Source organism: Streptomyces asiaticus (genome assembly GCF_018138715.1).
GTDB classification, from domain to species: Bacteria; Actinomycetota; Actinomycetes; order Streptomycetales; family Streptomycetaceae; genus Streptomyces; species Streptomyces asiaticus.
In genome coordinates this window covers 6,889,105-6,914,357 of sequence record NZ_JAGSHX010000006.1, presented here as the reverse complement: position 1 = coordinate 6,914,357, position 25,253 = coordinate 6,889,105, and the positions used below count along the sequence as shown (strand labels likewise).

At 70.7% G+C, this 25,253-nt stretch carries 21 protein-coding genes; 8 read left to right on the top strand and 13 right to left on the bottom strand.

The annotated features are described in order from the left end of the window. Positions 1-4 precede the first annotated feature (4 nt). Positions 5-1,426: a Fe-S cluster assembly protein SufB gene (sufB, locus tag KHP12_RS37315; RefSeq protein ID WP_086881309.1), complete on the bottom strand. Its 1,422-nt coding sequence runs from the start codon at positions 1,424-1,426 to the stop codon at positions 5-7. Then, positions 1,423-2,223, bottom strand: coding sequence for a helix-turn-helix transcriptional regulator (locus KHP12_RS37310; protein ID WP_037949651.1), 801 nt, complete (start codon positions 2,221-2,223; stop codon positions 1,423-1,425). The genes sufB and KHP12_RS37310 overlap by 4 nt, the downstream gene beginning before the upstream one ends. A gap of 195 nt (positions 2,224-2,418) precedes the next feature. Here KHP12_RS37310 and KHP12_RS37305 point away from each other — a divergent pair, with 195 nt between their 5' ends. The 3 genes from KHP12_RS37305 to KHP12_RS37295 all read left to right on the top strand — a co-directional run bounded on the left by KHP12_RS37305 (position 2,419) and on the right by KHP12_RS37295 (position 5,214). Beyond that, positions 2,419-3,345, top strand: coding sequence for an ABC transporter ATP-binding protein (locus KHP12_RS37305; RefSeq protein ID WP_211834144.1), 927 nt, complete (start codon positions 2,419-2,421; stop codon positions 3,343-3,345). Beyond that, entirely contained in the window at positions 3,342-4,115 is a 774-nt protein-coding gene (locus KHP12_RS37300) for an ABC transporter permease (RefSeq protein WP_086881311.1), read from the top strand. Before KHP12_RS37305 ends, KHP12_RS37300 begins: the two co-directional genes overlap by 4 nt. A gap of 106 nt (positions 4,116-4,221) precedes the next feature. Then, complete coding sequence (locus tag KHP12_RS37295) at positions 4,222-5,214, top strand: COX15/CtaA family protein (RefSeq protein ID WP_086881312.1); 993 nt, start codon at positions 4,222-4,224, stop codon at positions 5,212-5,214. Here the strand turns inward: KHP12_RS37295 and KHP12_RS37290 are convergent. From KHP12_RS37290 to KHP12_RS37280, 3 genes are all read right to left on the bottom strand, one after another. Next, positions 5,184-6,320 (bottom strand): amidohydrolase, encoded by a 1,137-nt coding sequence (locus KHP12_RS37290; RefSeq protein WP_244202725.1) that lies wholly within the window; start codon positions 6,318-6,320, stop codon positions 5,184-5,186. The two genes, KHP12_RS37295 and KHP12_RS37290, sit on opposite strands and share 31 nt — an antisense overlap. Before the next feature lie 86 nt (positions 6,321-6,406). Beyond that, complete coding sequence (locus KHP12_RS37285) at positions 6,407-6,832, bottom strand: hypothetical protein (RefSeq protein WP_037949658.1); 426 nt, start codon at positions 6,830-6,832, stop codon at positions 6,407-6,409. 24 nt (positions 6,833-6,856) lie between these two features. Next, complete coding sequence (locus KHP12_RS37280; RefSeq protein ID WP_078559091.1) at positions 6,857-7,807, bottom strand: heme o synthase; 951 nt, start codon at positions 7,805-7,807, stop codon at positions 6,857-6,859. Positions 7,808-8,191: 384 nt separating this feature from the next. On the opposite strand from KHP12_RS37280, the gene tkt reads away from it, so the two are divergent. Genes tkt through pgl form a run of 5 tightly spaced genes read left to right on the top strand, consistent with a single transcriptional unit; the run spans position 8,192 to position 14,909 of the window. Then, positions 8,192-10,270 carry a transketolase gene (gene tkt / locus KHP12_RS37275; protein ID WP_210609165.1) on the top strand — a complete coding sequence of 693 codons (2,079 nt, stop codon included), beginning with the start codon at positions 8,192-8,194 and terminating at the stop codon, positions 10,268-10,270. 44 nt (positions 10,271-10,314) lie between these two features. Further along, positions 10,315-11,433 carry a transaldolase gene (gene tal / locus KHP12_RS37270; RefSeq protein WP_086883593.1) on the top strand — a complete coding sequence of 373 codons (1,119 nt, stop codon included), beginning with the start codon at positions 10,315-10,317 and terminating at the stop codon, positions 11,431-11,433. 4 nt (positions 11,434-11,437) lie between these two features. After that, complete coding sequence (zwf, locus tag KHP12_RS37265; protein ID WP_086883592.1) at positions 11,438-12,961, top strand: glucose-6-phosphate dehydrogenase; 1,524 nt, start codon at positions 11,438-11,440, stop codon at positions 12,959-12,961. Beyond that, a complete protein-coding gene (gene opcA / locus KHP12_RS37260) occupies positions 12,958-14,130 on the top strand; it encodes a glucose-6-phosphate dehydrogenase assembly protein OpcA (protein WP_107471823.1) in 1,173 nt (390 codons plus the stop codon). Before zwf ends, opcA begins: the two co-directional genes overlap by 4 nt. Beyond that, complete coding sequence (pgl, locus tag KHP12_RS37255) at positions 14,127-14,909, top strand: 6-phosphogluconolactonase (protein ID WP_086883599.1); 783 nt, start codon at positions 14,127-14,129, stop codon at positions 14,907-14,909. Before opcA ends, pgl begins: the two co-directional genes overlap by 4 nt. 76 nt (positions 14,910-14,985) lie before the next feature. Here the strand turns inward: pgl and pgi are convergent, their stop codons facing one another. From pgi to KHP12_RS37215, 8 genes are all read right to left on the bottom strand, one after another. Next, a complete protein-coding gene (gene pgi / locus KHP12_RS37250; RefSeq protein WP_086883598.1) occupies positions 14,986-16,638 on the bottom strand; it encodes a glucose-6-phosphate isomerase in 1,653 nt (550 codons plus the stop codon). Positions 16,639-16,689: 51 nt separating this feature from the next. Then, positions 16,690-17,928, bottom strand: a complete 1,239-nt coding sequence (locus KHP12_RS37245; protein WP_086883597.1) for an MFS transporter — start codon at positions 17,926-17,928, stop codon at positions 16,690-16,692. A 150-nt stretch (positions 17,929-18,078) separates the two neighbouring features. Continuing rightward, positions 18,079-18,414 carry an RNA polymerase-binding protein RbpA gene (locus KHP12_RS37240; protein WP_009718803.1) on the bottom strand — a complete coding sequence of 112 codons (336 nt, stop codon included), beginning with the start codon at positions 18,412-18,414 and terminating at the stop codon, positions 18,079-18,081. Positions 18,415-18,632: 218 nt separating this feature from the next. Beyond that, positions 18,633-18,860 (bottom strand): preprotein translocase subunit SecG, encoded by a 228-nt coding sequence (gene secG, locus KHP12_RS37235; RefSeq protein WP_014059875.1) that lies wholly within the window; start codon positions 18,858-18,860, stop codon positions 18,633-18,635. A gap of 113 nt (positions 18,861-18,973) precedes the next feature. Then, complete coding sequence (gene tpiA / locus KHP12_RS37230) at positions 18,974-19,750, bottom strand: triose-phosphate isomerase (RefSeq protein WP_086883591.1); 777 nt, start codon at positions 19,748-19,750, stop codon at positions 18,974-18,976. Positions 19,751-19,755: 5 nt separating this feature from the next. Then, complete coding sequence (locus KHP12_RS37225) at positions 19,756-20,958, bottom strand: phosphoglycerate kinase (protein ID WP_086883590.1); 1,203 nt, start codon at positions 20,956-20,958, stop codon at positions 19,756-19,758. Positions 20,959-21,040: 82 nt separating this feature from the next. After that, positions 21,041-22,045 (bottom strand): type I glyceraldehyde-3-phosphate dehydrogenase, encoded by a 1,005-nt coding sequence (gap, locus tag KHP12_RS37220; RefSeq protein ID WP_037949670.1) that lies wholly within the window; start codon positions 22,043-22,045, stop codon positions 21,041-21,043. Between the two features lie 176 nt (positions 22,046-22,221). Further along, complete coding sequence (locus KHP12_RS37215) at positions 22,222-25,206, bottom strand: M14 family metallopeptidase (RefSeq protein ID WP_211834143.1); 2,985 nt, start codon at positions 25,204-25,206, stop codon at positions 22,222-22,224. Between the last annotated feature and the right edge of the window lie 47 nt (positions 25,207-25,253).

The following is a 25,253-nucleotide window of genomic DNA, read 5'->3' as shown; positions in this document are numbered from 1 at the left end:
GGCGTCAGCCGACCGCGCCCTCCATTTGCAGCTCGATCAGCCGGTTGAGCTCCAGCGCGTACTCCATGGGCAGCTCGCGCGCGATCGGCTCGACGAAGCCGCGCACGATCATCGCCATGGCCTCGTCCTCGGACAGACCGCGGCTCATCAGGTAGAAGAGCTGGTCGTCGCTGACCTTGGAGACGGTCGCCTCATGGCCCATGGACACGTCGTCCTCGCGGACGTCCACATACGGGTAGGTGTCCGAGCGGGAGATCGTGTCGACGAGCAGGGCGTCGCACAGCACATTGGACTTGGAGCCCTCGGCGCCCTCGCCGATCTCGATCAGACCGCGGTAGGAGGTGCGGCCACCGCCGCGCGCCACCGACTTGGAGACGATGTTCGACGAGGTGTGGGGGGCCATGTGGACCATCTTGGCGCCGGCGTCCTGGTGCTGGCCCTCGCCCGCGAAGGCGATGGACAGGGTCTCGCCCTTGGCGTGCTCACCCATCAGGTAGACGGCGGGGTACTTCATGGTCACCTTGGAGCCGATGTTGCCGTCGACCCACTCCATGGTCGCGCCCTCGTAGGCCACGGCGCGCTTGGTGACCAGGTTGTAGACGTTGTTCGACCAGTTCTGGATGGTCGTGTAGCGGCAGCGGGCGCCCTTCTTGACGATGATCTCGACGACCGCGGAGTGCAGCGAGTCCGACTTGTAGATCGGCGCGGTGCAGCCCTCGACGTAGTGGACGTAGGCGTCCTCGTCGACGATGATCAGCGTCCGCTCGAACTGGCCCATGTTCTCGGTGTTGATGCGGAAGTACGCCTGGAGCGGGATCTCCACGTGCACGCCCTTCGGCACGTAGATGAACGAGCCGCCGGACCAGACCGCCGTGTTCAGCGAGGCGAACTTGTTGTCGCCCGCCGGGATCACGGTGCCGAAGTACTCCTTGAAGAGCTCCGGGTGCTCCTTGAGCGCGGTGTCGGTGTCCAGGAAGATGACGCCCTGCTCCTCCAGGTCCTCACGGATCTGGTGGTAGACGACCTCGGACTCGTACTGGGCCGCGACACCCGCGACGAGGCGCTGCTTCTCGGCCTCCGGGATGCCCAGCTTGTCGTACGTGTTCTTGATGTCCTCGGGCAGGTCCTCCCAGGAGGCGGCCTGCTGCTCGGTGGAGCGGACGAAGTACTTGATGTTGTCGAAGTCGATACCCGACAGGTCCGAGCCCCAGGTGGGCATGGGCTTCTTGCCGAAGAGCCGCAGGCCCTTCAGACGGAGCTTGAGCATCCACTCCGGCTCGGACTTCTTCGCCGAGATGTCGCGTACGACCTCCTCGGAGAGGCCGCGCTTGGCCGAGGCACCGGCCACGTCGGAGTCGGCCCAGCCGTACTCGTAGTTGCCCAGACCCTCGAGCTCGGGGTGAGCGGTCTCCGTGGGGAGAGTCATTCGGGGTTCCTCCCGGCCGTGCTGGCAGATGCGGTGGTGGTCTTGGTGGTGCTGGTGTCGGTCTTCTCGACCTTGCCGGTCTTCGGAACGAACGTCGTGCACACCCCGTCGCCATGGGCGATGGTGGCCAGACGCTGCACATGGGTTCCGAGCAGCTGGGAGAAGACCTCGGTCTCCGCCTCACACAGCTGCGGATATCGCTCGGCTGCGTGGGCGACCGGGCAGTGGTGCTGGCAGAGCTGTTCGCCGACCGGCGCGCTGCGCGCCGTAGCAGCGTACCCGTCCGCGGAGAGTGCTCCGGCGAGCGCTTCGGTGCGGCTGCCGGGGGCGGCGGCCTCGACGGCGCCGCGGTACTCCTCCGCCTGGGCGGCGAGCCTGGCGCGGGCGAACGCCGCGACCGCGGCACGCCCCGCCTCGCCGCCTCCGGCGCTCTGCTCGATCCAGCGGAGAGCGTCGACGGCGAGCTTGTCGTAGGCCTGGTCGAAGGCGTCGCGACCGCAGTCGGTGAGCGCGAAGACCTTGGCCGGGCGGCCGCGCCCCCGCGCCCCGTACACCCTCTTCTCTCGGGGCTCGACGACGCCGTCGGCGACGAGGGTGTCCAGGTGACGGCGGACGGCCGCCTGGGTCAGCTCCAGCCGCAGGGCGAGCTCCGCCGCGGTGGAGGGGCCGTGGTCGAGGATGGAGCGCGCCACCCGGTTGCGGGTGCCGTGCTGCTCTTCCGGCGCGGACGCAGGCGTGCCAGACCGCGCGGCCGCTTCGGCCGCGCGTTCGTTCGGAGCCTCGCTCGCGTATTTCACAACGCCATTGTTGCGTAATTCTCCCGCGATCCACAAGCGGGGAGTTCGCCGGTTCCGGTGGGGTACATCACTTAGGTCTGCCTAAGTCCGAGACCAGGGCTCACCTGCGGCGACGTGTCCGGGCCCGGATGGCGGGCGCCGCGGCTTCCGGCCCTGCCGCCCACGGACGGCCCCGGGATTCGTAGACTGCCGGACATGCGAGAAGAGCCCGCGGTCGACATCGTCGGCCTGGTCAAGCGGTACGGCCCGAAGACCGCGGTCGACGGGCTCGATCTGTCCGTCGGCCGGGGCACCGTGACCGCCGTTCTGGGGCCCAACGGAGCCGGTAAGACCACCACCGTCGAGACCTGCGAGGGATACCGACGCCCCGACGCCGGGACGGTCCGGATATTCGGGCTCGACCCGGTCGCGGACGCCCCGGCGCTGCGCCCCCGGGTCGGGGTGATGCTCCAGTCCGGAGGCGTTTATTCCGGCGCGCGCGCAGAAGAGATGCTGCGCCACACCGCCTCCCTCCACGCGCATCCGGTGGATGTGGATCTGCTGGTCGAGCGGCTCGGCCTCGGCTCCTGCGGCCGGACCACCTACCGGCGGCTCTCCGGGGGCCAGCAGCAGCGGCTCGCGCTCGCCATGGCCGTCGTCGGCCGCCCCGAGCTGGTCTTCCTCGACGAGCCGACCGCGGGGCTCGACCCACAGGCCCGCCGCGCCACCTGGGACCTCATCCGCGATCTGCGGGACGACGGGGTCACCGTGATGCTGACGACCCACTACATGGACGAGGCCGAGCAGCTCGCCGACGATGTGGCGATCGTCGACGGCGGCAAGGTGATCGCCCGGGGCACCCCGGAGGAGCTGTGCCGGGGCGGCGCCGAGAACACCCTGCGCTTCATCGGCCGCCCCGCGCTCGACCTGGCCTCGCTGCTCAAGGCGCTGCCCGCCGACTCCACGGCCGCCGAGCTGACGTCCGGCTCGTACCGCGTCACCGGCAAGGTCAACCCCCAGATGCTGGCCACCGTCACCTCCTGGTGCGCGCAGAACGGGGTGATGCCGGACCGGATCTCGGTCGAGCGGCACACCCTCGAGGACGTCTTCCTGGAGCTCACCGGTAAGGAGCTGCGAACGTGACCGCCACGGGCACTTTTCTCCCCAAGCCGGGGGCGGCCCCGCTGCCGCGGATGATCCGGGCGCAGGCCGCGCTGGAGACCCGGATGCTGCTGCGCAACGGCGAACAGCTGCTGCTGACCGTCGTCATCCCGTCCCTGGTGCTGGTGCTCTTCAGCACCGTCGACATCGTCGACACCGGCTCGGACGGCAGCACGGTGGACTTCCTGGCGCCCGGCGTGCTGGCGCTGGCCGTGCTGTCCACGGCGTTCACCGGACAGGCCATCGCCACCGGCTTCGAGCGGCGCTACGGCGTGCTCAAGCGGCTCGCGGTCTCACCGCTGCCGCGGTGGGGGCTGATGGCCGCCAAGACCTGCGCCGTGCTGGTCACCGAGGTGATGCAGATCGTGCTGCTGACCGCGATCGCGCTGGCGCTCGGCTGGTCGCCGCACGGCGACCCGCTCTCCGTGGCGCTGCTGCTGATCCTGGGCACCGCGGCGTTCTCCGGCCTCGGGCTGCTGATGGCGGGCACCCTGAAGGCCGAGGCGACCCTGGCCGCCGCCAATCTGGTCTTCCTGCTGCTGCTCGTGTCCGGTGGCGTCATCGTGTCGCTGGACAAGTTCCCGGGCGGCGTGCGGAGCGCGCTGGAGCTGCTGCCGATCTCGGCGCTCTCGGGCGGGCTGCGGGACGTCCTCCAGGACGGGGCCGGGATGCCGTGGCGGGATCTGGGGATCCTGGCGGTCTGGGCGGTGCTGGGGCTGGGCGCGGCGGCCCGCTTCTTCCGCTGGGAGTAGCCCGGGTCCCGCTGGGAGCAGCCCGAGGCAGCCCTTGCAGCCTGCGGCTTCACCGGAACACAACCCCTCGTGAAAAGCTGCACAAGCGGCCGCCTACGATGGGCGGGTGCCGAATTCGCTGAATCCGTTCGAGCTGATCGCCCGGCGCTGGCAGCCCTCCGCGCGCTTCGTGGAGCGGGCCGCGCTGGCCACCGTGGTGATGGCCGTGGTCATCGTGGTGACCGGGGGCGCGGTCCGGCTCACCCAGTCCGGCCTGGGCTGTGACACCTGGCCGAAGTGCACCTCCGGCAGCCTCACGCCGACCTCCGACATGGGCATCCACGGCGCCATCGAGTTCGGCAACCGCATGCTGACGTACGTCCTGTGCGCCGTCATCGGCCTGGTGATCATCGCCGCCCGCGCCCGGACGCCGGTGCGCCGCCCGCTCACCCGGCTCGGCTGGGCCCAGTTCTGGATCGTCATGGGCAACGCCGTGGTCGGCGGCATCACGGTGCTCACCGGGCTCAACCCGTACATCGTCAGCTCGCACTTCCTGCTGTCCTCCGCGCTGCTCACGGTCGCCGTGCTGACCTGGTGGCGGGCGCGCGAGGGCGACGCCGAGCCGCGGGAGCTGGTGGCCGGGCCGGTGCGCCAGCTGACCCGGCTGCTGATCGCCGCGACCGGCGCGCTCATCGTCATCGGCACGGTGGTCACCGGCGCGGGCCCGCACGCCGGTGACGCCCGTAAGGTGCACCGCATCCCGCTGAACTGGCAGGAGATCACCCAGCTGCACGTGGACTTCGTCTACATCGTGCTGGGCCTCACCGTCGCCCTGTGGTTCACCCTGCGGGCCGTGAAGGCCCCCGCCGCCCAGCGCCGTACGGTCCTGGAGCTCCTCGTCGTGCTGCTCGCGCAGGGTGTGATCGGGTACGTGCAGTACTTCACCCATCTGCCCGAGGTGGTCGTCGGCATCCACATGCTCGGCTCCTGCCTGGTGTGGATCGCGGTGCTGCGGGTGCTGCTCGCCCAGCGCGAGCGCGCCGGGCTCCCGGCCACCGTGCCCGCCCCCACCGGCGACCACGAGGCCGTTCAGCCCGAGCCGGCCGCGTCCAGCCGGTAGACCCGGCGCGCGGTCCCGGCCGCGACCAGCCCGGCGATCCGCTGGGCCTCGGCCCGGGTGCAGATCCCCTCGCCGACCCACTCCTCCGCCAACCGGGCCATGGCCTGGCCGAACAGCCGGGACGCGGTCACATACAGCTCGGGCAGCGCCCGCGCGCCGGTCGAGAACAGCAGCTTGCCGAACGGCGCCTCGCCCAGGGTCTCCCCGGGCCGCGGCCCGGCGTCCGCGTAGACGTGCGGGAAGGCCGCGGCGAGCTGGGCCGCCCGCCGGTGGTGCGACCGGTCCGGCAGCAGCACCAGGTCGGTGCCGAAGCCCGCCGTGGCGCGCAGGAAGCCGATGAGCGACTGCGGATCGGCGCAGTGCAGCTGCACCGGAAGGCCGGTCGCCACGGCGCTCCACAGCAGATGCTGGGCGAGCGCGGGGTCGGGGGCGCGGTCCCGGGCCGGGCGTACGGTGAGCGCGAGCCAGCGGGCGGCGGCGCGCCGCACCTCGCGCGGGTCGGGCGGGATCTCGTCGCAGAACGCGATGCCCATGGCGAAGGCGGTCGCGTGCTGGGCCGCCGCGTACAGCGCCTCGGCGGTGTTGCCGATGAAGGCGTCGACCGTGCCGGAGGTGTCGGCGACCTGCTCGGCCAGCGGTTCCAGCCGGACCACCTCGAGGACCGTGCCGTCGGCCGCCGCGGCCAGTTCGTCCGGGGTGCTGAGGTCGTCCCGGGCGCCGGACTCCAGCAGGAAGGTGCCGATGCCGGCGCCGCGCAGCAGCAGCCGCGCGGCGCGGTAGGCGCCCAGTTCACGGCGGCGGGCGAGATAGCTGACGGGCGCGCAGTGGGGCTCCATGCCCAGCAGCGGGGGGCACCAGCGGCGCACCGCGAGGCCGGTCCAGCTGTCGAAGAAGGTGGTGCCGGCCGGGGCCGCGCCGGACCCGGCGGCGGCCGCCAGATGGGTTTCGAACGAGCCGACTCCGAGCTCGCCGTCCACTGTGCCGTGACTGTGCTGGTCGACCAGTGGCGGCAGGGTGATCGGCCCCGCCGCCGGACCCGGCCCGTCGCGGGGGACCGGGCCGGTCGGCGGGCCCACGGTGTCCGGGGAGTCCGTCGCCTCGTGCATCGCCGCCCGCCTCCTCGCCCTCCGGCATCGATGGGCTTAACGGACGGAAGGGGCACGAGGTGTCGCCGGACCCGTTCTCAGGCGTTCTACGAGGCGGCTGCCGGAGGGTTGCCGGGGCCGCCGAGCTGGATGCCCGCCATGCGCGTCCACTCGTACGGACCGGTGCGCACCTTCGCGGCGAGCTCGCCGTCGAAGTCGTCGCTGAGGGTCAGCCCGGCGAGCTCGGCGGCGCGCCGCGCGCTGTCCTGGGAGGGGGCCACGAGGACGCCCCATTCGCCGTCGGCGCCGACGAGGGCGATCCGGACGGCGCCGCGCCCGATGTGGGCGAGCTGCCCCTCGGCGCCGCCGTGGCTCCCGGCGAAGGCCGTGATCTGGCGGGCGAGCCGCTCGGCCCTCTTCTCGTCCTTGGACGGCTTGGCGGGCTTGGGCGGCTTGGCCGGTGCTTCCGGCGCGGAGGGCTGGGCGGCCGACTCGCCGCTCTCGGGTGTCTCCGGCTGGGTGGTGTCTGCCATACAGACGATGCTACCCGCCGGTAATCACCGCAGGAAAGGGTCCACGGCCACGGCGACGAACAGCAGCGACACATAGGTGATCGACCAGTGGAACAGCCGCATCTCCTTGAGCTTCGCGCCCGTGATCCCGGCCCTGGCGCGCGCCTGGAGACCGTGCGCCTCCTTCAGCCAGAACCCGCCGAGCACGGCCGCGACTACGGGATAGAACCAGCCGGTGTAGCCCAGCGGCCACAGCAGCAGCGAGACGCCGACCATGGCCCAGCTGTAGAGGACGATCTGGCGCGCGACCGCCTTGTTGCCCGCGATCACCGGCAGCATCGGCACGCTGGCCCGCTCGTAGTCGTCCTTGACCTTCATCGACAGCGGCCAGTAGTGCGGCGGCGTCCAGAAGAAGATGACGAGGAAGAGGATGACGGCGGCCCAGGAGACCTCGTTGGTCACCGAGGACCAGCCGATGAGCACGGGCATACAGCCCGCGATGCCGCCCCAGACGATGTTCTGCGAGGTGCGGCGCTTGAGCCACATCGTGTAGACGACGACGTAGAAGGCCAGCGCACCGAGCGACAGCATCGCGGACAGCGGGTTGACCAGCGCCCAGAACCAGGCCGTCGACCCCGCCGCCAGCGCGAAGGCGAAGACGAGACACTCCCGCGGCGAGACCATGCCGGTCACGAGCGGGCGCTGCGCGGTGCGCTCCATCAGCGCGTCGATGTCCCGGTCGTAATACATGTTGAACGCGGCGGCGCCGCCGGCCGACAGATAACCGCCGACGCAGGTGGCGACCACCAGCCACAGGTCCGGGACGCCCTGGGCGGCCAGGAACATGACCGGCACCGTCGTCATCAGCAGCAGTTCGATGACGCGCGGCTTCGTCAGCGCCACGAACGCCCCGACACGGGCCCCGAACGGCCGGTGACCGGAGCTCGTTTCGCTCGTCTCGAGCACCCCCGCAGGACGGGATTCGACGGCCGTCACGCACACCCCTGGTGGAAGCAAGAACAAGCAAGCACCGGACATGAAGAGCCGGTAAAGACTTGCGCGTACCACGCCACTCTAGACGTAGCGGATGCGCCGCCCGCCGCCGGGGTCCCTCGTGTTGTAGGGGCACGGCGAGGCGCCCGTAAGGCGGCCGCGCCCGGGGGACGGAGGGTGCGGCAGGGCCCCGGAACGGCGCCTTCCGTAGAGCTCGGGACGCCCTTCGTACGGGCCCCGGAGGGAATGCGGCAACCTCGGAATTCGTTCCTTATCCCGTTGAGCAGAACTCGAAAAGATGACCGTTGATCCAGGGGTAGGCTCGACATCGCCGGTGTACATACGGTCACCGGATTTCGACATTGTGGAGAGGAGCCCTGACTCAGGGTGAGCACGAAGCCGACTACCACAGACCTCGAGTGGACCGATCTGGACCAGCGAGCCGTCGACACGGCCCGGGTCCTGGCCATGGACTCCGTACAGAAGGTCGGTAACGGCCACCCTGGCACGGCCATGAGCCTCGCGCCCGCCGCGTACCTGCTCTTCCAGAAGCTGATGCGGCACGACCCCTCCGACGCGGGGTGGGCGGGCCGGGACCGCTTCGTCCTCTCCCCCGGGCACACCAGCCTGACCCTCTACGTCCAGCTGTACCTGGCGGGCTTCGGTCTCGAGCTCGACGATCTGCGGTCGTTCCGCACCTGGGGCAGCAAGACCCCGGGCCACCCCGAGTTCGGCCACACCACCGGTGTCGAGACCACCACCGGCCCGCTGGGCCAGGGCATCGCCAACGCGGTGGGCATGGCGATGGCCGCCCGCTACGAGCGTGGCCTGTTCGACCCGGAGGCGCCCGAGGGCGCCTCTCCGTTCGACCACACCATCTGGGCGATCGTCTCCGACGGCGACCTGGAGGAGGGCATCTCAGCCGAGGCGTCCTCGCTGGCCGGCCACCAGAAGCTGGGCAACATCGTCGCCCTGTACGACGACAACCACATCTCGATCGAGGGCGACACCGCGACCGCGCTCTCCGAGGACGTGCTGAAGCGCTACGAGGCGTACGGCTGGCACGTCCAGCGCATCGAGCAGGCCGAGAGCGGCGACTTCGACATCCACGCGCTGCACGCGGCGCTCAAGGCGGCGCAGGCCGAGACCGAGCGCCCCTCGATCATCGCGGCCCGTACGATCATCGCCTGGCCCGCCCCGAACGCGCAGAACACCGAGGCGTCCCACGGCTCGGCGCTGGGCGCCGACGAGGTCGCCGCCACCAAGCGCGTCCTCGGCTTCGACCCCGAGCAGCACTTCGCGGTCGACACGGACGTCATCAACCACACCCGCGCCCTGGTCGAGCGCGGCCGCGAGGCGCACGCCGCCTGGGACAAGAAGCTCCAGGAGTGGCGGAACGGCAACTCCGAGCGGGCCGCCCTGTTCGACCGGATCACCGCGGGCGAGCTGCCCGAGGGCTGGGAGAGCGCGCTGCCGGTCTTCGAGCCGGGCAAGGACGTCGCCACCCGTAAGGCGTCCGGCCAGGTGCTCAAGGCGCTCGGCGGGGTGCTCCCCGAGCTGTGGGGCGGCTCCGCCGACCTCGCGGGCTCCAACAACACCACGATCGACGCGTCCTCGTCCTTCCTCCCGAAGGGCAACCCGCTGCCGGAGGCCGACCCGTACGGCCGCACGATCCACTTCGGCATCCGCGAGCACGCCATGGGCTCGACCATGAACGGCATCGCGCTGCACGGCAACACCCGGGTCTACGGCGGTACCTTCCTGGTCTTCTCCGACTACATGCGCCCGGCCGTCCGGCTCGCCGCGCTGATGAAGCTGCCGGTCACCTACGTGTGGACGCACGACTCCATCGGCCTCGGCGAGGACGGCCCGACCCACCAGCCGGTGGAGCACCTGTCCGCGCTGCGCGCCATCCCGGGCCTGAACGTGGTCCGCCCGGCCGACGCCAACGAGACGGCCATCGCCTGGCGGGAGATCACCCGCCGCCACACCGCGAACCCGGCTCCGCACGGCCTGGCCCTGACCCGGCAGAACGTACCGACCTACGAGGCCGACGACAACGCCGCCAAGGGCGGCTACGTCCTCTTCGAGGCCGAGGGCGGCGAGCCGCGGGTCATCCTCATCGGCACCGGTTCGGAGGTGCAGCTCGCCGTGGAGGCGCGCGAGCAGCTCCAGGCCGCCGGGATTCCCACCCGTGTGGTGTCGATGCCCTCGGTCGAGTGGTTCGAGGAGCAGGACAAGGGGTACCGGGAGACAGTGCTGCCGCCGTCCGTCAAGGCTCGGGTGGCCGTCGAGGCGGGTATCGGCCTGACCTGGTACCGCTTCGTCGGCGAGGCCGGCCGCATCGTCTCGCTGGAGCACTTCGGCGCCTCGGCCGACTACAAGGTGCTCTTCCGGGAGTTCGGCCTCACCGCCGAGGCCGTGGTCACCGCCGCCCGCGAGTCCCTCGACGCCGCCGGGCGCTGACCCCCACAGACGACGTAAGTGCGACGAGTAGGAGAACACACCCCATGACAGACGCACTCAAGCGGCTGGCCGACGAAGGCGTCGCGATCTGGCTCGACGACCTCTCCCGCAAGAGGATCACCTCCGGCAATCTGGCCGAGCTGATCGACCAGCAGCATGTCGTAGGCGTCACCACCAACCCGTCGATCTTCCAGAAGGCGATCTCCGGCGGTGACGGCTACCAGCAGCAGGTGGCCGACCTCGCGGTCCGCCGGGTCACGGTCGAGGAAGCCGTCCGCATGATCACCACGGCGGACGTCCGCGACGCGGCCGACATCCTCCGGCCGGTGTACGACGCGACGGGCGGCCAGGACGGCCGGGTCTCCATCGAGGTCGACCCGCGCCTGGCCCACAACACGGCCGCCACCATCGCCGAGGCCAAGCAGCTGGCCTGGCTGGTGGACCGGCCCAACACCTTCATCAAGATCCCGGCGACCGAGGCGGGGCTGCCCGCGATCACCGAGGTGATCGGCCTGGGCATCAGCGTCAATGTCACGCTGATCTTCTCCCTGGAGCGGTACCGCGCGGTCATGGACGCCTTCCTGGCCGGTCTGGAGAAGGCCAAGGCCGCGGGCCTCGACCTTCAGAAGATCCACTCGGTGGCGTCCTTCTTCGTCTCCCGTGTGGACACCGAGATCGACAAGCGCATCGACAAGATCGGCACCGATGAGGCCAAGGCGCTGCGCGGCAAGGCCGCCGTGGCCAACGCCCGCCTCGCGTACCAGGCGTACGAGGAGGTCTTCAGCTCCGACCGCTGGGCCGTCCTGGACCGGGCGAACGCCAACAAGCAGCGTCCGCTGTGGGCCTCCACCGGTGTCAAGGACCCGGCGTACAAGGACACCATGTACGTCGTGGACCTGGTCGCCCCCGGCACCGTCAACACCATGCCGGAGGCCACCCTGGAGGCGGTCGCCGACCACGGTGAGATCCGCGGCGACACCGTGCACGGCACGTACGAGCAGGCCAAGGCCGACCTCGACGCGCTGGCCGGGATCGGGATCTCCTACGACGACGTCGTCCAGGTGCTGGAGGACGAGGGCGTCGAGAAGTTCGAGTCCTCGTGGAACGACCTGCTGAAGTCCACCGAGGCGGAGCTCAAGCGCCTCGCACCCTCGGAGGCGTGAAAACGTGAGCAGCAGCAATCCGCTGCGTGACCCACGAGACCGGCGGCTCCCGCGCATCGCGGGGCCGTCCGGCCTCGTGATCTTCGGCGTCACGGGCGACCTGTCCCGTAAGAAGCTGATGCCGGCCATCTACGACCTGGCCAACCGCGGGCTGCTGCCCCCGGGCTTCTCGCTCGTCGGCTTCGCCCGCCGCGACTGGGAGAACGAGGACTTCGCCCAGGTCGTGCACGACGCGGTCAAGGAGCACGCGCGGACCCCGTTCCGCGAGGAGGTCTGGCAGCAGCTGGCCGAGGGGTTCCGCTTCGTCCCCGGCGTGTTCGACGACGACGAGGCGTTCGTCCAGCTGCGGGCGACCATAGAGGAGCTCGACAAGGCGCGCGGCACCGGCGGCAACTTCGCCTTCTATCTGTCGGTCCCTCCGAAGTTCTTCCCCACCGTCGTCCAGCAGCTCAAGAAGCACGGGCTGTCGCACGGGCAGGGCGACTCCTGGCGGCGCGCGGTCATCGAGAAGCCCTTCGGCCACGACCTGAAGAGCGCCCAGGACCTCAACCGGGTCGTCCATGAGGTCTTCCGGCCCAGTGACGTCTTCCGGATCGACCACTACCTGGGCAAGGAGACGGTCCAGAACATCCTGGCGCTGCGCTTCGCCAACACGATGTTCGAGCCGATCTGGAACCGGTCGTACGTCGACCATGTACAGATCACCATGGCCGAGGACATCGGCATCGGCGGGCGCGCGGGCTACTACGACGGCATCGGCGCGGCCCGCGACGTCATCCAGAACCACCTGCTCCAGCTGCTCGCGCTGACCGCCATGGAGGAGCCCGCCTCCTTCGACGCGTCCTCCCTGGTCACCGAGAAGCTGAAGGCGCTCAGGGCGGTCAAGCTGCCCAAGGACCTGGGCAAGCACACGGTGCGCGCCCAGTACGCCCCCGGCTGGCAGGGCGGCGAGGAGGTGCGCGGCTACCTCGAGGAGGAGGGCATCGACCCCCACTCGAAGACCGACACCTACGCCGCGATCAAGCTGGAGATCGACAACCGCCGCTGGGCGGGTGTCCCCTTCTACCTGCGCACCGGCAAGCGGCTGGGGCGGCGGGTCACCGAGATCGCGGTGGTCTTCCAGCGCGCCCCGCACTCCCCCTTCGACGCCACCGACACCCAGGAGCTCGGGCAGAACGCCCTGGTCATCCGGGTGCAGCCGGACGAGGGCGTCACCATCCGGTTCGGCTCCAAGGTGCCCGGCACCTCCATGGAGATCCGGGACGTGACGATGGACTTCCAGTACGGCGAGTCCTTCACCGAGTCCAGCCCCGAGGCGTACGAGCGGCTGCTGCTCGACGTCCTGCTCGGCGAGGCGAACCTCTTCCCCCGCCATGAGGAGGTCGAGCAGTCCTGGCGGATCCTGGATCCGATCGAGGAGTACTGGGACAAGCACGGCAGGCCCGAGCAGTACACCTCCGGGACCTGGGGGCCGAAAGCCGCGGACGAGATGCTCGCACGAGACGGACGGAGCTGGCGGCGGCCATGAACATCGATCTCACGGACACCACGTCCAGCCGGATCAACTCCGCTCTGGTCCAGGCACGCCGGGCCACCGGTACCCCGGCCGTGGGCATGGTGCTCACCCTCGTCATCGTCACAGACGAGGGCAACCACTACGACGCGCTGCGGGCGGCGAGCGAGGCGTCCAAGGAGCACCCCTCGCGCACGCTGGTCGTCATCAAGCGGCCGGGCCGGTCGCCGCGCGACCGCAAGATGGCCCGGATGGACGCCGAGGTACGGGTCGGCGGCGAAACCGGCACCGGCGAGACGGTGCTGCTGCGGCTGCACGGCGAACTCGCCAACCACGCCTACTCGGTGGTCCTGCCGCTGCTGCTGCCGGACGCCCCGGTGGTGGTGTGGTGGCCGGAGGACGCCCCGGAGCACCCCGCCGAGGACCTGCTCGGGCAGCTGGCCCAGCGCCGGATCACCGACGCCCAGGCCACCGAGGACCCGGTCGCGGCCCTCGGGCTGCGGGCCGCCACCTACACCCCGGGCGACACCGATCTGGCGTGGACCCGGATCACCCCGTGGCGCAGCGTCCTGGCCGCGGCCCTGGACCAGCGGCACTCCCCGATCACCTCCGCGGTCGTCGAGGGCGAGGCGTACAACCCGAGCAGCGAGCTGCTCGCGCTGTGGCTCGCCCAGCGGCTGGGGGTCCCGGTGGACCGGCAGGTCTCGGAGGGCCCCGGGCTGACCGCGGTGCGGCTGGAGACGGCCGACGGCGTGATCTGCCTGGACCGGGCGAACGGCTCGCTGGCCGAGCTGGCCATGCCGGGCCAGCCCGACCGGCATGTGGCGCTTCAGCGGCGTGAGATGTCGGAGCTGATCGCCGAGGAGCTGCGGCGGCTGGACCCCGACGAGATCTACGAGTCGTCGGTGAAGTTCGGCGTGAGCAAGCTGGGCAAGGGCGGCGTGGGGACGCTGGAGCGGGACGCCAAGGCCGCCCCGGCGACCCAGGTGGTGCCGCCCGGGGCGGACCCGCTGCCGCCGCTGCCGACCCGGGACCCGGAGGCGCCGTCGGAGCACGCTCCCGGCTCGCCGAAGAACCCGCCGCAGGCACCGGCGCAGCCGCCGGTTCCCAAGCCCCACCCCCCGAAGCCCCAGGAGCAGCCGAAGTCCCAGGGGCAGAAGGCGGACGGGAAGGCGGACAAATGACCGCACCACAGGTGGTCGTCCACCGCGACAAGGAGCTGATGGCCCAGGCCGCGGCGGCACGGCTGATCACGAAGATCGTGGACGCCCAGGCCGCCCGTGGCTCGGCCTCGGTCGTCCTGACCGGCGGGCGCAACGGCAACGGCCTGCTGGCCGCGCTCGGCGCCTCCCCGGCGCGCGACGCGGTCGACTGGTCGCGGCTGGACCTGTGGTGGGGCGATGAGCGGTTCCTGCCCGAGGGCCATGCGGACCGCAATGTCACACAGGCCCGCGAGGCGCTGCTGGACGCGGTGGAGCTGGACCCGGCGCGGGTGCACGCGATGCCCGCGTCCGACGGGCCCCAGGGCGGCGATGTGGACGCGGCGGCCGAGGCGTACGCGGCCGAGCTGGCCCGGGCCGCGCGGCCGGAGAACCACGGCGCGGTGCCGTCGTTCGACGTGACTCTGCTGGGCGTCGGCCCGGACACCCATGTGGCCTCGCTCTTCCCCGAGCTGCCCGCCGTCCGGGAGACCGAGCGGATGGTGGTCGGGGTGCGCGGCGCGCCCAAGCCGCCGCCGGTAAGGATCTCGCTGACCCTGCCCGCGATCCGCGCGGCACGGGAGGTGTGGCTGCTGGCGGCCGGTGAGGACAAGGCGAAGGCGGTCACGATAGCGCTGTCGGGCGCCGGGGAGCTTCAGGCTCCGGCGGCGGGCGCGCGCGGCCGCAGCCGGACGCTGTGGCTGCTGGACCGGGCCGCGGCGACGGGGCTGCCGCGCGAGCTGTACCCCCCGGCCTCGCCGTAACCCTCGTTATCGCACAGAAACGATCCCCCGGGCGCTTCGGGCGCCCGGGGGATCGTTCATCTGCGCGGTGAGGACCTCAGCGGCCGCGCAGCGAGCGGTAGGTGGCGACCAGGTGCTCGGTGGAGGCGTCCAGACCGGGCACCTCGGCGCCCTCGGTCAGGGCGGGCTCCACGCGCTTGGCGAGCACCTTGCCCAGCTCCACTCCCCACTGGTCGAAGGAGTCGATGTTCCACACCGCGCCCTGGACGAAGACCTTGTGCTCATAGAGGGCGACCAGCTGGCCCAGCACCGACGGGGTCAGCTCATGGGCGAGGATCGTGGTGGTCGGGCGGTTGCCGTCGAAGGTCTTGTGCGGCACCAGTTCCTCGGGCACCCCCTCGGCGGCGACCTCCTCGGCGGTCTTGCCGAAGGCCAGCGCCTGGCTCTGGGCGAAGAGGTTGGCCATCAGCAGATCGTGGTGGGACTCCAGCCCGGGCGGCAGGTCCTTCACCGGCCGCGCGAAGCCGATCAGATCGGCCGGGACCAGCTTGGTGCCCTGGTGGAGCAGCTGGTAGTAGGCGTGCTGGCCGTTGGTGCCGGGGGTGCCCCAGACGATGGGGCCGGTCTGCCAGCCGACGCGGTTGCCGTCCCGGTCCACATGCTTGCCGTTGGACTCCATGTCCAGCTGCTGGAGATAGTCGGTGAACCGCGACAGATAGTGGCTGTAGGGCAGGACGGCATGCGTCTGGGCGCCGTGGAAGTTGTTGTACCAGATGCCCAGCAGGCCCATCAGCAGCGGGACGTTCCGCTCCGGCGGGGCGGTGGAGAAGTGCTCGTCGACCAGATGGAAACCGGCCAGCATCTCGCGGAAGCAGTCCGGGCCGATGGCGACCATCAAGGAGAGACCGATGGCCGAGTCGTAGGAGTAGCGCCCGCCGACCCAGTCCCAGAACCCGAACATGTTGTCCGTGTTGATGCCGAACTCGGCGACCTTCTCGGCGTTGGTCGACACCGCCACGAAGTGCTTGGCGACGGCCTCCTGACCGGCCCGGAGCCCGGTCAGCAGCCAGTCGCGGGCGGAGACGGCGTTGGTGATGGTCTCGATGGTGGTGAACGTCTTGGAGGCGACGATGAACAGCGTCTCGGCCGGATCCAGGTCGCGCACCGCCTCGTGCAGATCCGCGCCGTCCACATTGGAGACGAACCGGAACGTCATCGAGCGGTCGCTGTAGGAGCGCAGCGCCTCGTACGCCATCTTCGGGCCCAGATCGGAGCCGCCGATGCCGATGTTGACGATGTTCTTGATCCGCTTGCCGGTGTGGCCGGTCCAGTCGCCGGACCTGACGCGGTCGGCGAAGACGGTCATCTTGGCGAGCACGGCGTGCACTTCGCCGACGGCGTCCTCGCCGTCCACCCTGATCTCCGCGGAGCGCGGTGCGCGCAGCGCGATGTGCAGCACCGCGCGGTCCTCGGTGGTGTTGATCCGCTCGCCGCGGAACATGGCGTCGCGCAGCTCGGCCACTTTGGTGGCGCTCGCCAGTTCGCGCAGCAGCCGCAGGGTCTCGTCGGTCACCAGGTGCTTGGAGTAGTCGACGTGGAGATCGCCGACCTGAAGGGTGAGACGGCTCCCGCGCTCCGGGTCGCCCGCGAACAGGTCGCGCAGATGAGCGTCGCCCAGCTCCTTGCGGTGTGCGGCCAGCGCGTGCCATTCCGGCAGCTGGTCCAGCCTGGTGCGGCCTTCCATGTTCATCTCGGACATCAGCCCACTTCTCGTCGGTACCTGGCCCCCGTGGCCACCAACTTAATTGATGACGGACCGCATTCCCGGAACGAGGGCCGCCACCCCGCAGACGAAGAGCGCGGCGGCCCCCAGCGCCGGGGTATTGAGCCCCCACGCCTGGGCCATCACCCCGCCCAGCAGCGCGCCGAGCGGGGTGCCCGCGATCGACAGGGTGCGGAACGCGGAGCTCACCCTCCCGAGTGCCCCGTCGGGGCTGCGCTGCTGCATCATCGTCACCTCGGTGACGTTCCAGACGATCCCCGCGAAGCCGAAGAGGCCCATGGCGGCGACCGCGACCGGCAGGCTCCGTATCGCCCCCAGAGCGGCCAGGGCGCCGATCTGCGCGGTGCCGCACACCACGAGGGCACGGGCGCGCCCCAGCTTCTCGGTGAGCCGGGCGGCCACCAGGCCCCCGGCCACACTGCCGATCCCGTAGACGGTGATGACGGCCGCGTACCCGGTGTTCCCGGCGTCCAGCCAGCCGGTGATGTGCAGCACCAGGGTGGCGATGAGCGCCCCGATGCCGATGTTGCACAGCGTGGTGGAGGCGCACAGCGCCCGCAGCGTGCGGTCCCGCCACAGCACGGCCAGGCCCTCGGCGATATCGCGCCGCAGCGAGCCGCCCGGCGGGCGCGGGGCCCGCTCGGGGGGTGCCGCCCCCAGCGAGGCGACCAGCGCGGCGGCGGCGAGATAGGTGGCCGCGTCCGCCGCGTACGGCATCGCGGCGCCGAGGCCGAGCAGCACCGGCACCAGCGGGGCGCCCACGAACCGGCCCATGACCTCCTGCCCGGTCATCAGCCGGGCGTTGGCCCGGCCCAGCGCCTGCTGCCCCACCACGGACGGCAGCAGCGCCGTGGCCGCGTTGTCGAACAGGGTCTGGAGCGTGGTGAGGGCGAAGGCGAGGGCGAGCAGCAGCCCGATGGTGGCCCGGTCCAGCCACACCGCGACGGCGAACCCCGCCATCAGGACGGCCCGCACGCCGTCCACCGCCCACATCGCCCGCCGCTGGTCCACCCGGTCCGCGATCGCCCCGCCGATCAGCCCGAACAGCAGCCAGGGCAGGAAGCCGCAGGCGGTCACGAGCGAGACCAGCACCGGCGAATCGGTCAGCGAGACGGCCAGCAGCGGCAGCGCCGCGCCCCGCAGCGCGTCCCCGAACCGGGAGACGACCGCGGCCGCCCACAGCCGCCCGAACCCCCCGCGCCACGCGGGCCCCGCCGGCTTCCCGGCGCCCAGCTCACCGGCGTCCACCGCGGCCATGACGATCCCCCCATGCATACGCCCCGCCCGGTGGGACGGCTCCCCCGGTGATCCAGCACCCCACGACCGTAGCCCGCACCACTGACAACGGCCCGGCCGCGCACCCCTCGCAGGAGGTGCCCGGCCGGGCCGTCGTACCGCGTTGTGTGTCTAGATCTCGCCCCGGAGCTTGGCGAGTGCCTCGGCAAGGATCGCCTCGCCGTCGGCGTCGCTGCGCCGCTCCCGTACGTACGCCAGATGCGTCTTGTACGGCTCGGTGCGCGGCGGGTCCGGCGGGTTGTCCCGGTCCTTGCCCGCCGGGAAGCCGCAGCGGGGGCAGTCCCACGTGTCAGGGATCTGCGCGTCGCTGGCGAAGCTCGGCACGGTCTCATGCCCGTTCGAGCACCAGAAGGAGATGCGCAGGCGCGGCGCCGATTCGCCTCGCTCGGCTTCTCCCATCGGCCCCGCCCCGACCCGACTTCCACGGATCGCGTTGCCACTTGCCACGGTCGTAACTCCCTGCGTGATGGTGCCGCGAAGCCTCGATTGGCAGCTTCGCCGCCCGGCGCCCCAGTCTACGTAAGGCCCAACGCGCGTCCAGTGAGAGGAGTTACACCCGTCACGGAGGACGCCATGCCATCATAGGCCGCATATGGGCCCCGCTGACGACGGTACGTCAGTTATCGGGCGTCAGCCGGGCCCCGGACGGCCCCGCCGGCGGCCCCTCAGTCGAGCTTCATCAGCAGCCCGAGCACGACGATGCAGACGAACCACAGCAGCCCGACCACCACCGTGATGCGGTCCAGGTTGCGCTCGGCGACCGAGGAGCCGCCCACCGAGGACTGCATGCCGCCACCGAACATGTCGGACAGGCCGCCGCCCTTCCCCTTGTGCATGAGCACCAACATCATCAACAGCAGGCTGAAGATGATGAGGGCGATCGAGAACCCCATGATCACAGCTGGACCAACCTTCTCGGGCTTGTACGGACGTCGGGGGCCGGACAGTGCGATTTCCACCGCCTCGACCCCCGACAGGGTACGACGACGCGCGCGCTAGGGCCTACTCACTGGTCGCGGAAACGAACGATCTTGACGAATTCGTCCGCGTCCAGCGACGCGCCGCCGACCAGGGCGCCGTCCACATCCGGCTTGGCCATGATCGCGGCAACGTTCCCGGACTTCACCGAGCCGCCGTACTGGATCCTGACCTTGTCGGCGACCTCCTGGCCGTAGAGCTCGGCGAGCCGGCCGCGGATGGCCCCACAGACCTCCTGGGCGTCCTCGGGGGTCGCGACCTCGCCGGTGCCGATCGCCCAGACCGGCTCGTAGGCGATCACGATGGTCTCGGCCTGCTCGGCCGGGACGTCCTTCAGGCCCTCGTCCACCTGGGCGAGGGTGTGCGCGACATGGTTGCCCGCCTTACGGACGTCGAGGCCCTCGCCGACGCACAGGATCGGGGTGAGGTCGTTGCGGAAGGCCGCCTTGACCTTGGCGTTGCACAGCTCGTCGGTCTCGTGGTGGTACTGGCGCCGCTCCGAGTGCCCGACGACGACGTAGGCGCACCTGAGCTTGGCCAGCATCGGGCCGGAGATCTCGCCGGTGTAGGCGCCGGAGTCATGCGCCGAGACGTCCTGGGCACCGTACTTGATCTTCAGCTTGTCGCCTTCGACCAGGGTCTGCACGGACCGCAGGTCGACGAAGGGCGGCAGCACCGCGACCTCCACGGCCTCGTAGTCCTTGTCGGCGAGCCCGAAGGCGAGCTTCTGGACGTGGGCGATGGCCTCGAGGTGGTTGAGGTTCATCTTCCAGTTGCCCGCCATCAGCGGCATACGGTCACTCACGGTGTTCAGTCCTCCAGTGCGGCGAGGCCGGGGAGCGTCTTGCCCTCGAGGTATTCGAGGCTCGCTCCACCGCCGGTCGAGATGTGGCCGAAAGCGTTCTCGTCGAAGCCCAGGATGCGCACGGCCGCGGCGGAGTCGCCGCCGCCGACCACGGTGAAGGCCGGGCTGTCCACGAGCGCCTGGGCCACGGCCCGGGTGCCCTCGGCGAAGTCGGGGTGCTCGAAGACGCCCATGGGGCCGTTCCAGAAGACGGTGGCCGCGTCGGCCAGCTTCGAGGCGTAGAGCTTGCGGGTCTCCGGGCCGATGTCCAGCCCCTGGAGGTCGGCCGGGATCGCGTCCGCGGCGACGAGCCGCGGGTTCGCGGGGGCCTTGGTCTTCAGATCCGGGAATTCGGCCGCGGCCGTGACATCGACCGGGAGCACGAACTCCACACCGCGCTCCTCGGCCCGGCGCAGATAGTCCTGGACCGCCGGGACCTGGTCCTCCTGGAGCAGCGAGCCGCCGACCTCGTGGCCCTGGGCCTTGAGGAAGGTGTAGGCCATGCCGCCGCCGATCAGGATGCGGTCGGCCTTCTCCAGGAGGTGGTCGATCACGCCGAGCTTGTCGGAGACCTTGGCGCCGCCGAGGACCACCGCGTAGGGCCGCTTGACGTCCTCGGTGAGCTTCTTCAGGACGGTGAGCTCGGTGGCGATCAGGTCGCCCGCGGCGTGCGGCAGCCGCGCCGGGAGGTCGTACACGGAGGCGTGCTTGCGGTGGACCGCGCCGAAGCCGTCGCCCACGTAGAGGTCGGCGAGGGCGGCGAGCCGGTCGGCGAAGGCGCCGCGCTCGGTGTCGTCCTTACTGGTCTCACCGGCGTTGAAGCGCAGGTTCTCCAGCAGCGCGACCTCGCCGTCGCCGAGCCCCGCCACGGTGGCCCGGGCGCTGTCGTCCACGGTGTCGGTCGCGAAGGCGACCTGCTTGCCGAGGAGTTCGCCGAGCCGCCGGGCGACCGGGGCGAGCGAGTACTGGGGGTCCGGGGCGCCCTTGGGGCGGCCCAGATGCGAGGCGACGATCACCTTGGCGCCCCGGTCCAGGAGCTTGGTGATCGTCGGGACGGCGGCGCGGATCCGGCCGTCGTCGGTGATCGTCTCGCCGTCGAGCGGGACGTTCAGATCGGCGCGGACGAAGACCCGCTGTCCGGCGACCTGAAGATCGTCAATCGTCTTCACAGGGTGACTCCTTGATCATGGATCGGGGCCCGTTACGACGGCGTCGTAGCGGGCCCCGTTTCCTAGCTCATCGGGACAGCGGTCAGAGCCGGCCGCCGACGAAGACGGTCAGGTCGACGAGGCGGTTGGAGTAGCCCCACTCGTTGTCGTACCAGCCGACGACCTTGACCTGCTTGCCCTGGACCATGGTCAGGGAGGAGTCGAAGGTGCAGGACGCGGGCCAGTTGACGATGTCCGAGGAGACGATCGGGTCCTCGGTGTACTCGAGGATGCCCTTGAGCTGACCCTCGGCGGCCTTCTGGAAGGCGGTGTTGATCTCGTCCTTGGTGACCTCGCGGTCGAGCTCCAGGACCAGGTCGGTGACCGAGCCGGTCGGGACCGGGACGCGCATCGCGATGCCGTCCAGCTTGCCCTTGAGCTGCGGGAGGACCAGCGCGGTGGCCTTGGCGGCACCGGTGGAGGTCGGGATGATGTTCTCGGCCGCCGCGCGGGCGCGACGCAGGTCCTTGTGCGGGAAGTCCAGGATGCGCTGGTCGTTGGTGTACGCGTGGACCGTCGTCATCATGCCCTTGACGATGCCGAAGCTCTCGTCGAGGACCTTGGCCATCGGCGCCACACAGTTGGTGGTGCAGGAGGCGTTGGAGATGACGTGATGGTTCGCCGGGTCGTACTTGTCCTGGTTGACGCCCATCACGATGGTGATGTCCTCGTTCTTGGCGGGCGCGGAGATCAGGACCTTCTTGGCACCGGCGGCAAGGTGCTTGGCGGCGTCCTCACGCTTGGTGAAGATGCCGGTGGACTCCACCACGATGTCGGCGCCGAGCTCGCCCCACGGAAGGGCGGCCGGGTCGCGCTCGGCCATCGTCTTGAACGTCTGGTTGCCCACCGTGATGGTGTCCTCGGTGTGGCTGACCTCGTGCTTCAGCCGGCCGAGGATGGAGTCGTACTTGAGCAGGTGGACCAGGGTGGCGTTGTCGGTCAGGTCGTTGACACCGACGATCTCGATGTCCGCGCCCTGCTCAAGGAGCGCGCGGAAGTAGTTGCGACCGATGCGGCCGAAGCCATTGATGCCTACGCGGATCGTCACGAACCGATCTCCTCGTTGGTGTGCCGGTCTGGACGCCGGCGAACGTGTAATGGGATGTCCCCGACCGCCTCCGACCCTACCGCTATCACGGGACGTACGTGACATTGGCATCGGCGGCCCATGACCACCGGAAAGTGGTACGGACCGCCGATTCAGTCACGATGTGTCACGCGCTGTCAACGACGCAGCGCACGGAGCGCGTCGCCCACCAGCCGGGCCCTCTGGACGGCGTCGGGTACGTGCTCCAGTCCGAATCCCAGCAGCACGGTGTCCCGTGTGGTGACGCCGGCGACGGTGTGGAAGAGCTCCCGGGAGCGGGACCAGTCCCCGGCGTTCGCCGGGGAGCCCTCCGGCGCCCCCGGCACCGTCCACGGGCCGAGCGCGGTCTCGAAGCCCTCGGAGTCCTCGGCGGTGCCGCCGACGGTCAGCTCGGTGCCGTCCACGAAGGCGCCCCGGCCGCCGGTGCCCGGGTCGGTGACGTACGAGAGCGCCAGCTCGACCTTCTTGCCCGCGTAGCCGCTCAGGTCCAGCGAGACCGGCCGCCACCCCTCGGAGGAGCCCGTCAGGCTGTTCCAGGAGCCCGTGCTGCCCTTCGCGGCGCAGCCGTCGTCGCCGGGGGTCAGGTAGTGCTTGAGGAACGGGTGCAGATTGAGCAGGAAGCCCGCCTCGCACTCGGTGGGCACCTTGGTGGAGGAGCCGCCGCCCGCGTCGGGGAGGGTGGTCCAGTCGTCCTTGCCCGCGGTGCGCGCCTCGATGATCACATGGTCGTAGCCGGGCTCGGTGTCGTAGCTGAGCCGGAAGTCCAGGGCCGGTTTGTCGGCGGCGGACACACCGGTGAGGTCCACCGTGCGGGACAGCCGCATCCAGGAGTTGTCACGGTGACCCGCGGCCGCCATCCAGTCGCCCTCATAAGGCTGGTACGGGGTACGCGTGTTCGGGTACTCCCCCGCGCCCGCGCTGCGGAACTGGGGGAAGTCCTCGGGCGGCAGCACATCGGAGGTGACGGTGTAGGCGCCCGCCGCGTCCAGGGGGTTGCCCGGGGCGTCGCCGAGGTTCGCGCCGGTGCCCGCGAGCGCGCCGGCGCCCTGGAAGGCGGTGGGCGACTTCAGGGTGAGCCGGCTGTCGGCGCCCAGGTAGTACTGGCTGAAGTCGTCGGTGTCGGCCGGTCCCACCTCGGAGCTGCCGCCCGCCCGTTCACCGGTGGTGATCAGCTTGCCGCCCTCGTTGAGGAAGTCGCGCACCGCGAGCAGGGTCGGGCCGCCGGGCCGCTCGGCGCCGGTGTACCAGAGCACCGTCCTGAAGTGGCTCAGCACTCCGAGCGCGGACGGCGCCCCCTGGGTGGCCACGTCCCAGACGGCCGCCTTACGGTCGTTGTCGGCCAGCGCCCGGGTGTACGCGGCGGTGTGCCGGGCCGGGGAGGTGCCGCCCTCCTCGGCGATCACCAGCGTGTCGGCGCGGGGCCGCTTCGCCACGGTGTAGGTGAACGGCTCACTGGCGGTCCGCTTGCCGCTCTCCGTGCGGCCGGTGAACCAGACCTCGACCTTCTGCCCGGGGTCCGCGCCCCTGACGGCGGCCCGGTACTGGTCGAAGCGGACGTTGTCCTCGCCGCCGTAGGTCTCACCGCCCCGCCACGCCTTCAGCGGGGCGGTGCGGGTACGGCCGCCGTCCACGCGGTAGTTGAGCTTCTTGTCGCGAACGCGCTTGCGGACGGTCACCGAGACGTCCTGGTCGCCGCCGCGCGCGTACGACGTGGTGAAGGCGTCCGGGGTGAAGTCCCGCGCGGTCATACCGACCGACGACGAGGGCCGGTCGGGGTGTTCGGCGGTCTCGGCGACCGAGAGCGCGAAGGGGATGTTCTTGGTGAACTCCTGCGCGATCAGCTTCTCGTCGTCCGGGAAGGTGAAGACGGACGCGCAGTCGCGCGGCTGCCAGGCGTCGTCCGGGTCCACGTCGGAGGCGGTCTGGCACGTCGACATCTCCGGGGTGAACATCATCATCCCGTTGACGTTCGCCGCGTGGCCGTCGGCCTCGCCGTTGGTGGTGTACAGCTCGGAGGAGACCTGCGGGTGGTAGCCGGGGATCGCGGAGTGCTCGGGGGTGCCGGCGAGCGACGTGTAGAGGACGTCGTCGGGGGTCGGGGTGGCGACCTGCCAGCCGACGCCGTAGAGCAGCAGTTCGGCGGCCGAATGGTAGTTGATGCCGTAGGTGAAGCCGATGCGCTTCTCGAAGGCGTCCAGCGCCTTGGTCTCCGGCTCGGAGGCGGGGGCGGGTCCTCGGTAGGTCTCATCGGCCGGGTCGGCGGACGAACCCTCGTTGTCGTAGCCCCACTTGTAGCCGAAGTTGCGGTTGAGGTCGACGCCGTCGCCCGAGGTGATCTTGCCGTCGCCGTTGTTGTCGCGCAGGTTCTTGCGCCACTGGCGGTTGGCCGGGCTCTGATGCGTGTAGTCGTAGCCGTCCGGGTTGGCCGACAGCACGAACCACAGCTCCGTACGGTCCACGATCCTGGTGACGCGGTCGTCCTTGCCGTAGTTGTCGAGGTAGTAGTGCATCAGCCGGCGGGTCATCTCGGGCGTGATCCACTCACGGGCGTGCTGGTTGGACATGTAGAGCACCGACGGCTTGCTGCCGTCGCGGGTCTTCGCGGCGCCCTTGCTCAGCTTGAGGGCGAGGATGTCCTTGCCCTGGCCGGTCTTGCCGATGCTGACGACCTTGGTGAGGCCGGGGTGCGCCCGGCCAGTCTCGACGATCTCCTGCTTCAGCCCGCCCTCGCCGCTGTAGGGGCGGAAGACTCCGTCGCCCGCGGCCTTCAGGCGGTCGCGGCTCTGCGCGGAGACCTTCTTCTCGGCGAGCCGCACACCCTTGCCGCGCAGCTCGGCGGCCTGCTTGGCGGTGAGGTAGAGCTCGACCGGACCGGTGCCCTTCTCGGGCACCTGCCGCCCCAGCTCGGTACCGTCCGCTCCGGCGCGGAGCAGCAGCGGAATCTGATCCTTCGTGACCTGGGCGGTCCATACGGACAGCCCGTCGCCGGCGGAGTCCGCCGGAGGTTGTGCGGTGGCCGCGGGTGCCGCGGCCAGTCCCCCCAGGAGCAGCGCGGCAAGTGCCACCACCGCGCCGCCCGATCTCACCGTGCGTCTGAATCTCACCGTGCGTCCGAGCTTCATGAGCCCCCCTGGCTGTCGTGTGAAGACACGCGGGTGCGCAGCGCTCC